We start from the raw sequence: 10,277 nt of genomic DNA, 5'->3' as shown, positions 1-10,277 counted from the left end.
ATACCGGCGTTCTTCGACCGGCACCCGGACGTGGACGGATTCTTCTGTTTCAACGACACGCGCGCCTGGAGCATCTACACGGAGGCCATCCGTCGCGGACTGGCCATCGGCAAGGACATCGCCGTGGCGGGCGTTGTCGATCCGCTTTGGCGCTTGCCGTTGGACCGCCGCCTCGGTGATCGGCCGCGCGCCTAGGTTCGTTGCGGCGGTCTCACCCAGGACTGTTTGATGCGCAGCTTGCAGTCCAGCTTCGCCGAATGCTCCTCAAGCGATGGCAGCGGTACGCGGTCGATCGGGTAGCCTTCCTTCGGGAACGGCGAGACCGTCATGTCCTCGATCATCGAGACCAGTTTGCCCACGGCCCAGTAGCCCATCTCGTAGTGAGGCAGCTCCACGGTGGACAGAGGCGGATCGAGCGCTTCGGCGATGACCTGATGGTTGTCCACGCCCACCACGGCGATGTCCTTGCCGATGGCCAGTCCGCGACGGATGGCCTCCGTGTAGATGCTCCAGGCGCGCGTGTCGTTGAAACAGAAGAATCCGTCCACGTCCGGGTGCCGGTCGAAGAACGCCGGTATGCGGGCCGCCTCGTCGCTGCCCGATTCCACATTGATCATGAGTTCGGGGTCGAAAGCGATGTTGCGCGAGGAGAGTGCGTCCATGTATCCCGAAATACGGCCGGGTTGGGCGATCATGTTGTGGATGGTGCCCACGTAGGCGATGCGCCTGCATCCGGCGTCGAGGAGGTGGCTGGTGGCCTTAAAGCCGATGCTGTGCTCATCGGGCACGATGCTCGGTGCCGCGTCGGTGGCGTCGGCGACGACCACTTTGCAGTCGCTCAGGGGCTGCGGCAGCAGCGTGCGTTGGTTGAACATGCGCGCGTAGATGAAGCCGTCGGTGCCGTATTGCTTGAGCGCCATGATCTCGCGGTCGGATCCGGGGCTTTTCGCGCCGCCGCTGATGCCGACGGTAATCAGCAGGTATCCGAGGGCCCGTGCGGCGTCCTGTGCGCCTTCGATCATGCGTCCGGCGAAGGGCGTGGTGGCCACTTCGTCGCTGAGGAACGCGATGATGCGGCTGCGGCTGGTGCGCAGGCTGCTGGCGAGACGGTTGGTGCGGTAGCCGAGGCTTTCGGCGATGCCTCGGATGCGCTCCGCCACTTCGGGGCTGACTCGCCCGGCGTCGCGCCCGTTGAGCACCAGCGAGACCGTGGAGATGGAGACGCCGGCACGGTTGGCGATGTGCTTCATGGTGACCATGCGTCCCTCCTTGGTTGTGTCTGGTTGTGTTGCTTGCCTGCGCGTGATGTTGCGGTGGTTGTCCGGCCGTCATTGGCATTCTTTTTAATGAAGTTAAGAAGTCAAACGTTTGACTACAAACAGTTTGGTAATCGGAGTGTCGCTCTTTTTTGCAGCGTTTTCTGTTTGCTTGTTGTTGGGTCAACAATTTGACTTCCATGAGTTTGGATGCCCCCGAAACGTTCGTGGCGGGCCTGGCTCTTGTCGGTCTTATCGGCGGTCCGTGAACGTCCTCGTTCCCGGCGGCGTCCGCGGGTCATTGGCGAGAGGTCGAGAGGGTCGTATCGGAAGCCGGTGATCGGTCTTGGCTGACAGGATCCACTCAGCGTGGGAATGGGCTGGACGCTCAGGTCTTGAATCTTCGGAGGCCGGAATGCAACCGGAATACACCTGCTCGACAGGGTAATAGGCTGGCCGGTGTGCCGTTCTGTTGTGCTGCGTCTGTTGTGCTGCGTGACCGTCGGATCGAACCTGTGGGCGATGCTGCTGCGACAATGGACCGTATGCAGTCATTTGGATTGGGTCATGATGTGGTCGATGTGGCGGCATTCGCCTCTCAGCTGGTCGAGCCGGGCACGCGCATGCGTTCGTTGTTCTCGGTGCGTGAGGTGCGGCAGGCGGTCGAACGTGCGCGGGTCAAGAACGACGGCGAGGCCGTGCACTTGGCCGCGAAATGGGCCGGCAAGGAATCGTTCCTCAAGGCGTGGTGCGAGTTGCTGGGCTCTGCCGGCTACCCGTTCACGTTGGATGTTTACTTCACCTGTCGGCCGGCGCACCAGATGTGTTGGGCGGTCCAGTCGGTGGGGTCGAGGAGGTTGAGGTCGGCGGCGTATCCGGGGGCGATGAGGCCGAGCGGCGTGCCGGTGACGGGGTTGGCCTTGTCGAGTCCGAGGGCGCGGGCCGGGGTGAGGGTGGCGGCCTCGACGGCGGCGACGGGGCTGAAGCCGAGTTCGTTGACCGCGCGCTGGACCGCGACCTCCAGGGTGAGCGTGGAGCCGGCGATGGCGCCGTTGGACACGAGTCGGGCGTGGCCGTCGATGACGTTCACGTCGAGTTCGCCGAGCTTGTACGCGCCGTCGGGGCAGTCGGTGGCGGCCATGGCGTCGGTGACGAACGCGATGCGGTGGGGCGCGAGGCCGAAGCCGAGCTTGACCATCGGGTTCTGGACGTGGAAGCCGTCGTTGATGAGCTCGATGGTGACGCGCGGGTCCTCGACGGCGGCCGGGATGGGGCCGGGTTCGCGGTGGTGCAGGCCGTTCATCGCGTTGAACATGTGGGTCATGATGCCGGCGCCCGCGTCGAAGCCGGCCTGGGCGGTGGCGTAGTCGGCGTCGCAGTGGCCGACCGCGGGCACCACGCCGGCGGCCGCGAACTGGCGGATGGCGCCGATGCCGTGCTCGAGTTCGGGGGCGATGGTGATCTGGCGGATGCAGCCGAGCTTGCCGGCGGCGGGGTCGGCGCCCGAGGCGTCGAGCATCTCGTCCACGAGTTCGGGCACCGGGTCCTTGAGGCAGTTCGGGTCGTGCGCGCCCTTGCGCTTCAGGGCGAGGAACGGGCCTTCGAGATGGCAGCCGAGGATGTCGGGGCGGGTGGCCATTTTCTCGTGCACGGTGCGGATGTTGCGGCAGATCACGTCCATCGGGTTGGTGATGAGCGAGAGGACCTGGCGGGTGGTGCCGTGCACCGCGTGGCCGGCGCGGGCCACGTCGATGCCGTCGGGGCCGTCGTCGAAGCTCTTCTCCCAGGCGCCGTGGGCGTGGATGTCCACGTAGCCGGGCGTGAGGATGCGGCCGTCCGCGTCGATCACCTCGCCGGAGCGGGAGGCCGGGTCGATGCCGACCGTGCGGCAGGCGTGCTCGAACGCCTCCTCACCGGTACCGTCCGCGGCCGCGGCGCCCGTGGCCACGATCACGCCGCGCGCGTCCGAGACCACCCAGTAGCCCGACTGCTCGCCGCGGGCGTCCACCTTGCGCGCCCCTCGGATCGCGACCGGACGGGCCTCGCCCTCCAACGCCGCCGTCACGTGCGCGACGATCTCGTTTCTGTCCTGTGTCATGATTTCCTTCCTGTATGCGTTCGGGCTCCTTCTTTGCGGAGAAAGAAGGAGTCCGAACCGTTCGATTGCCGTCAGATGCACTGCCAGGCCGGCTTGTGGGCGAAGGCGTAGCGGTAGTAGTCCTTGTGACGCAGACGGCTGGCTGCCTCCTCATCCACAATGATCGTGGCGTGCGGGTGCAGCTGCAGCGCGGACGCCGGGCAGAACGCGCTCACGCCGCCCTCGACGGTCTCCTCGATGGCCTCGGCCTTGCCCGCGCCGAACGCGAGCAGCACGAGATGACGGGCCTTGAGCACCGTGCCGATGCCCTGCGTGATGCAGTGGGTCGGCACCTGGTTGATGTCGTTGTCGAAGAAGCGCGCGTTGTCGATGCGGGTCTGCTCGGCGAGCGTCTTGACGCGCGTGCCGGATGCGAGGGAGGAGCCGGGCTCGTTGAAGCCGATGTGGCCGTCGGTGCCGATGCCGAGGATCTGCACGTCGATGCCGCCCGCGGCCTCGATGGCCGCATCGTAGGCCGGGCCGGCGGCGGCGATCTTGTCGCCGTCCTCAAGGGGCGCGCCGTTCAGTACGTCGCCGGGCACGTGGACCTTGGTCGGGTCAAGGCCCAGGGGCTCGACGACCGTGCGGTGGATGGTGGAGTGGTAGGACTCCGGGTGGGTCAACGGCAGGCCCAGGTACTCGTCCAGTGCGAAGCCGCGCACCTGGGAGACGTCGATATGCTCCTCGTGTACGATCTTGGCGAGGGCGCGGTAGGCGGCCAGCGGGCTCGAACCCGTGGCGAGTCCCAGCACCGCGTCCGGCTTGGCCTTGATGAGGTCCGCCACGCAGCGGCCGTAGATCTCGCCGGCCTCCTCCTCGTTCTTGACGATGATCACTTCAGCCATGATTGATTGCCTCTTTTCTGTGGGTGTGTTTTGGGGAATATGCACGGGCGGCGGCATGGTGGTGCATGCCGCCGCCCGTTGCCGGTCAGATGAGTTCGAGGTTCACGTCGAGGGTGAGCGGCCTGCCTGCGGGCAGCTGGTAGGCCGTGTGGACGGGGGCTCCCCAGGAGTCGTCTCCGCCGACGCCCATCTGCGCCGCGAGCAGACGCAGGTAGTTGTGGCGCGGGGCGGGCAGGTCCTCATGGCGGCGCGCGGCTTCGATCATGTAGGTGTTCCATGGCAGCAGGCTGGCCGTGAAGTGACGGTCGCCGCGCTGGCTGACGCGCAATCCGTGGCCTTGGATGTCGGTGGCTTCGAGCCAGCGGACGTCCTCGTGGCTTCCGGTTTCCTGCACCATGAGATACGGCGCCATGCTCGACTCTGAGGTGGTGTCCCAGATGCCGAGCTTGCCGCCCTGCTTGCGGTCGCGGTAGGTTTCCTCGGGGCCGGGTCCGTAGTAGCGCAGCTGCGTGTATTCGCCGGGCAGTTCCCATTCGACACCGAACGCGGGCAGGCTGGCGGCGTTGGTGACATCGCCGGGGTATTCGACGGTCAGTCGCATGCGCATGTCGGACGTGATGCGGTAGGCGACCGTCACGGGCGTGTGGCCCGGGTCGGCGAGCTCGTACCGGTATTCGGCCGTGAGTCCTCCGTCGTCGGATTGCGTGATGCTCGTATCGGTCACGATGGCGTAGCGGCCGGCCGCGAACCATGCTGCACGGTCGAATCCGGAACGGTTACCGCGGTCGTTGTCGGTCAGAGGGCGGAAGGTGACGAGTTCAGGGCGACGGATGACCATTTCCCGTCCGTCCCGCGCCCAGGAGACGATGCCTCCCTGGGTGCGCGACAGGAGGATTTCCTCGTCGTCGCGGCGGATGCCCGTGTTCCACCGGCCGAGCGTGACCGTCGCGCGGCCGTCGTCGTCATAATCGGTCTCGGTGATGTCCCGTTCGGGGTTGAGGGTGCCGGTAAGCTGGCCGAACGCGAGCTCGTAGCCGGCCGGCGCCCATGCGGTGGCTTCGGCGAGCAGGAGATCGACCTCGTAGGTGACCTCGCGCGTATTCCCGTCCGTGTCGATGTCCGGGAAGGCGATGTCATGGCGTTGGGTGTCTCCGGCGGCCACGTCGAACCGGTAGTCGGCGTGCCAGATCTCGCGCCCGTCTTCGAGGAGCCGTGCGGCGAACACGTAGCCGTCGGTGCCGATGAACAGGTTGCGGTTCTCGATGGTCACGCCGTGCCCATCGGGGGTGAGCTTGATCGGCGAATACAGCTGCTTGACCTCCTGCGCCTTGGGGCTGGGCGTGCGGTCGGCGAACACGATGCCGTTGCCCACGAACTCGTAGTCGGTCGGCCGGTCGCCCCATTCTCCGCCGACGCTGAGTCGTTCGCTCCCGTCGGGCAGGCGCTGGACGAGCCCCTGGTCGATGTAGTCCCAGATGAACCCGCCGGAGTAGCGCTCGTACTGTTCGAGGTCGATGAACTCGCTCAGGCCGCCGCACGAGTTGCCCATGGCGTGCATGTACTCGCAGCTGACGAACGGCTTGTTCGCCGCGCCACGCTCGTCGCCGTGTTCGAGCCAGTCGCGGATCTCGTCCGGCTTGGCGTACATACGGCTTTCGAAATCGCTGATCCCATCATAGGCGTGGTTCCAATTGACGCCTTCGTAGTGGACGGGACGGCCCGGGTCGAGCCGATGCGCGTGCATGCTCATGGCCTTGAGGACTTCGCCCGCGTAGGATTCGTTGCCCAGCGACCAGACGAGTACGCTGGGATGGTTGCGGTCACGCATGATCATGCTGTCCAGCCGGTCGATGCATGCGCCCAGCCAGGCCTCGTCGTCACCGGGGACGGAGGTGCCCACGGGGATGTCGCCGGGGCTGTTCCAGCTGCCGTGGGTCTCCAGGTTGGTCTCGTCGATCAGATAGATGCCGTATTCGTCGCACAGCTCGTACCAGCGTGACTGGTTCGGGTAGTGCGAGGTGCGCACCGCGTTGATGTTGTGGCGCTTCATGAAGCGGATGTCCCACAGCATGTCCTCTTCGGTGACGGCACGGCCGCGCCGGCAGTCGAACTCGTGGCGGTCCACGCCGCGGAACACGAGGCGCTTGCCGTTGAGCTTGAGGACGCCGTCCTCGATGGCCACATGCCGGAAGCCGATGCGGGTGCGCGCGGTCTCCAGAACCGTGCCGTCCGCGTCGAGCAGGGTGACGGACAGTTCGTACAGGTCCGGGCGTTCGGCGCTCCAGGGGGCGGCGTCGTCGATCTCGGCTTCGGCGTGCAGCGTTCCGGCTGCTTCCGTGGCGGTGCGCCAGATGATGGTGCCGTTCTTGTCTCGCAACGCGAGGTCGGCCGTCGCGGCGTTCGTGGCGCCGTCGATCAGCACGTCCAGCGAGAGCGATCCGATTGACGTGGCAGGCTCCCAATCGGCTTCGGCGTGGATGTCGGAGACGTGGGCGGCTGGTCTCGCGTTGAGCTCGACGGAGCGGAACAGGCCGTGCAGCCGCCAGAAGTCCTGGTCCTCCAGCCAGCTCGCGCTCGAATACTCGTAGCAGGCGACCGCCAGCACGTTGCCGTCCTTCCTGATGACGTCCGTCACGTCGAACTCGCTGGGCGTGAAGGAGTCCTCGGCGTAGCCGACGAACGCGCCGTTGAGCCACACGTAGATGGCGGTGGCCGCGCCCTGGAAGGTGAGCGTCACCGTGCGGCCACCGCGGATGGCCTGGGCGACCGCGCCCTCAGCGGCGAACTTGCGTCGGTAGACCGCCACATGGCCATGCTCGGGGATGGCCGGGGCCTTCGGGTCCTCGTGGCCGTCCCACGGGTACTGCACGTTCACGTACTGCGGGTCGAGCAGTCCCGCGGTCTCCAGATGCGAGGGCACCCGCACGCGGGGGAACGACGAGTCGTCGAAGCCCGGCGCGGCGAACAGCGGCGACACGTCGCTGATCCAATCCGGTCCGTCGCTCGTCCCGTCGGGGAAGCTGTTCGCCGGCGCCGTCTCGACGCGGACCCGCCATTCGCCGTCAAGGCTCTGCGTGAGATCCGTGCCCTCGCCGCCGGAGGGGGCGTGCGACCAGCACGCATGGTCGGAATGGGCGTCGAGCCGGTGGACCGCGTACACGCGCGGGTCGGCGAGCCATGCCGTCGTCGGCATGGACGGGGAGACGATCGGATCGCCGTTCTTCCGCTGATCGTCGGTTGTGTTCATGATGTCCTCGCTTTCGCATCGGATTGCGTCGCGTCGTTGCCGCCGCAGTGCGGGAGCCTTCGAATGTGACTCCTTGCACAACGATGATAAAGATATTTACTAATTTACGCAACTTCTTGCGCATGCCTCGACGGTGACTGCGAGGACCTGTGCAAATCCATTGATTGCAATGATAATTCGGCTGCTACGGTGTCTTTTACCTGCACGTCGCTTCGAATCGACGAATGCGATTCGTTGGCGTTGCTTGCGACACGCGGTAAAGTTTTTTACTTTTTCGAGAAAGTTCTATACTCGCGTCTTGCGGGATCGGAGCTGTTCCCGCGCACGGATTCTTTACAGGTCGCAAGGAGGCCACCACACCATGAGCGGATCCACCACACAGCGCACGGCGACGCCCGGACAGCCGCAGGCAGCGCCCGCGAGGAACATGGGGCAGAAGATCGCATACGCATTCGGCAATCTGGGACAGGCCGCGTTCTACAACACGATGAGCACGTTCTTCATCACGTTCGTGACCACCGCGCTGTTCATCGACGTGGACAAGACGCTGGCCGCGCGCCTCATCGCGGTGATCACCGGACTCGTGGTGGTCATCCGCATCGCGGAGATCTTCCTCGACCCGCTGCTCGGCAACCTCGTGGACAACACGAACACCCGCTGGGGCCGGTTCCGCCCCTGGCAGTTCATCGGCGGCCTCGTGCCCGGCATCCTGCTGATCATGGTGTTCACCGGCCTGTTCGGTCTCGTGGACGTGAACACCGGCGTGTTCATGGTCCTGTTCGTCATCGTGTTCATCCTGCTGGACGTGATCTACTCGCTGCGCGACATCTCCTACTGGGGCATGATCCCCGCGATCTCCTCCGACTCGCACGAACGCAGCACGTACACCGCGCTCGGCGCGTTCACCGGATCCATCGGCTACAACGGCGTCACCGTCATCGTCGTGCCCGTCGTCAGCTGGTTCACCTGGAAGTTCACCGGCCAATGGGAGCAGGGCCGCACCGGCTGGGCCGCGTTCGCCATCATCATCGCCGTGCTCGGCCTGCTGACCGCGTGGAGCGTCGCGTTCGGCACCCGCGAGAACCAGGGCGAGCTGCGCGCCAAGGCCGAGGCCAATGGCAACCCCATCGAGGCGTTCAAGGCCATCGCCCAGAACGACCAGCTCCTGTGGGTCGCCCTGAGCTACCTGCTGTACTCCGTGGCCAACGTCGCCACCACCGGCGTGCTCTTCTACCAGTTCAAATACGTGCTCGGCGCGCCGGACAGCTTCTCCATCGCCGGCGTCATCCCGGTCATCACCGGACTGGTCACCACGCCCCTCTACCCGGTGCTCAACCGCCGCATCCCGCGCCGCTGGCTGTACACCGCCGGCATGGCGTTCATGATCGCCGGCTACACGCTGTTCATCATCGCGCCCATGAACCTGCCCGTCGTCATCGTCGCGCTCGTCCTCTTCTACCTGCCCGCGCAGACCATCCAGATGACCGCCATCCTGAGCATGACCGACTCCATCGAATACGGACAGCTCAAGACCGGCAAGCGCAACGAGGCCGTCACCCTCTCCGTGCGCCCGATGCTCGACAAGATCGCCGGCGCGCTGTCCAACGGCATCGTGGGCTTCGTGGCCGTCGCCGCCGGCATGGTCGGCAACGCCACCGCCGCCGACATGACCGCCGCGAACATCCGCACGTTCAAGACCTGCGCCTACTACCTGCCGCTCGCCGGCATCGTCGCCAGCCTCGTCGTCTTCCTCCTGACCGTCAAGATCGACGAGAACATGCACGACCACATCGTCGAACAGCTCGAAGAACGACTCGCCTCCGAGGAAACCGACAAGCAGTAAGCAATCAGGGCAGCAAGGGAACGGCCCGGCGCTAACGGTTTGAACCGTTGGCGCCGGGCCGTTGCCATGCCCGCCGGGGAGAGAAGAAGGAAGAGAACCGGCGGGGTTCCGGCCGGATTGTCGTCCGGCCGGAAGAATCATCGCGGCAGAAAGCGGTCCCTGCCGCTTCGGTCAGACCACGGATTGCCCGCCGGGAACCGAATCCACGGTTTCGACGGCATCCGCGTCGGCGTCCTCGGCATCGACGGGTTGCATCGTGCCGGAGTGACGGCCGGCGGCGTTGTTCCCGCGCCTGAACCTGCGGGCGGCGACCAGTCCCACGCCGACGGCGAGCAGGGTGATCGCCGCGGCGATCACGCCCTGGATGGCGGCGCCGGTGTGGGCGAGCCCGGTCCGGTAGCCGTTCCAGTCGTCGGTGTTGCTGACCACTTCGGTGTCGGGGCAGACGAGCCTGCCGTCGATCGTGACCGCGTCATCGGGTGCGGACGTCTCGTCCTTGCCGTCGAACGGATCCGGGTCGGAGACGACGCATTCGATCAGAGGCGTGCCGGTGACCGTGGCGCGGTCGGTGTGATGGTCGGTCACGCCCTTGAGGACGCCCTTGACCTCGACGCTTTCGCCGGGCTTGAGGATGCGGCTGTCCCAATCGGCGGGGTATTCGAGGTCGGTCACCCGGCCGTCGCCGGCGACCAGTTGGTCCTTGAGGTTCAGGTCCTTGGTTCGGTACCATGCGCCCTGCTTGGTGTCGGGGTCGGCGGTGCTGGTGTTGGTGATGGTGAACACGATGCGCGTGTCGCCCTGCATGGCCAGCGCGTCCTTGACCTGGTCGCGGTCGCCGGCCGGCCAGCCGGAGGCCTCGTCCCATTTCTCGATCTTCAGGCTCGGGGTCATGTCGGGCGTGTGCGTCTCGACCTGGTTGGAAGGCCGTTTGGTGCCGTTGAGGGTTTCG

The 10,277-nt window shown here is 65.9% G+C and carries 5 protein-coding genes and 3 pseudogenes; 3 read left to right on the top strand and 5 right to left on the bottom strand.

Annotation, left to right across the window (positions count from 1 at the left end; all coding sequences use genetic code 11):
- Positions 1 to 195, top strand: a pseudogene (locus KIH79_RS12325) (hypothetical protein); the annotation flags it as partial.
- On the opposite strand, the gene KIH79_RS12320 reads toward KIH79_RS12325, so the two are convergent.
- Complete coding sequence (locus tag KIH79_RS12320) at positions 192 to 1,259, bottom strand: LacI family DNA-binding transcriptional regulator (RefSeq protein ID WP_214377972.1); 1,068 nt, start codon at positions 1,257 to 1,259, stop codon at positions 192 to 194. The pseudogene KIH79_RS12325 and the gene KIH79_RS12320 overlap by 4 nt on opposite strands.
- A gap of 542 nt (positions 1,260 to 1,801) precedes the next feature.
- Here KIH79_RS12320 and KIH79_RS12315 point away from each other — a divergent pair.
- A pseudogene (locus tag KIH79_RS12315) lies at positions 1,802 to 2,047 on the top strand (4'-phosphopantetheinyl transferase superfamily protein); the annotation flags it as partial.
- A 2-nt stretch (positions 2,048 to 2,049) separates the two neighbouring features.
- Here the strand turns inward: KIH79_RS12315 and nagA are convergent.
- The 3 genes from nagA to lacZ form a co-directional block, all read right to left on the bottom strand.
- Positions 2,050 to 3,354 (bottom strand): N-acetylglucosamine-6-phosphate deacetylase, encoded by a 1,305-nt coding sequence (gene nagA, locus KIH79_RS12310; protein WP_219059641.1) that lies wholly within the window; start codon positions 3,352 to 3,354, stop codon positions 2,050 to 2,052.
- Positions 3,355 to 3,425: 71 nt separating this feature from the next.
- A complete protein-coding gene (gene nagB, locus KIH79_RS12305) occupies positions 3,426 to 4,238 on the bottom strand; it encodes a glucosamine-6-phosphate deaminase (protein ID WP_219059640.1) in 813 nt (270 codons plus the stop codon).
- A gap of 85 nt (positions 4,239 to 4,323) precedes the next feature.
- Entirely contained in the window at positions 4,324 to 7,485 is a 3,162-nt protein-coding gene (gene lacZ / locus KIH79_RS12300; RefSeq protein WP_219059639.1) for a beta-galactosidase, LacZ type, read from the bottom strand.
- A gap of 361 nt (positions 7,486 to 7,846) precedes the next feature.
- Between lacZ and KIH79_RS12295 the strand changes: the two genes are divergently transcribed.
- Positions 7,847 to 9,328, top strand: a complete 1,482-nt coding sequence (locus KIH79_RS12295; RefSeq protein WP_043164844.1) for a glycoside-pentoside-hexuronide (GPH):cation symporter — start codon at positions 7,847 to 7,849, stop codon at positions 9,326 to 9,328.
- Between the two features lie 171 nt (positions 9,329 to 9,499).
- On the opposite strand, the pseudogene KIH79_RS12290 reads toward KIH79_RS12295, so the two are convergent.
- Positions 9,500 to 10,277 (bottom strand): annotated as a pseudogene (locus KIH79_RS12290) (LPXTG cell wall anchor domain-containing protein); the annotation flags it as partial.

Origin of the sequence: Bifidobacterium miconis, from assembly GCF_019331735.1 — a bacterium.
In the GTDB taxonomy this organism is placed as follows: domain Bacteria; phylum Actinomycetota; class Actinomycetes; order Actinomycetales; family Bifidobacteriaceae; genus Bifidobacterium; species Bifidobacterium miconis.
This window is presented reverse-complemented; position numbering and strand designations above follow the sequence as displayed.

Bases quoted from the DNA above. Each gene is read 5' to 3' on its own strand.
- lacZ (WP_219059639.1), bottom strand. From the start codon at position 7,485: ATGAACACAACCGACGATCAGCGGAAGAACGGCGATCCGATCGTCTCC.
- nagA (WP_219059641.1), bottom strand. From the start codon at position 3,354: ATGACACAGGACAGAAACGAGATCGTCGCGCACGTGACGGCGGCGTTG.
- KIH79_RS12320 (WP_214377972.1), bottom strand. From the start codon at position 1,259: ATGGTCACCATGAAGCACATCGCCAACCGTGCCGGCGTCTCCATCTCC.
- KIH79_RS12295 (WP_043164844.1), top strand. From the start codon at position 7,847: ATGAGCGGATCCACCACACAGCGCACGGCGACGCCCGGACAGCCGCAG.
- nagB (WP_219059640.1), bottom strand. From the start codon at position 4,238: ATGGCTGAAGTGATCATCGTCAAGAACGAGGAGGAGGCCGGCGAGATC.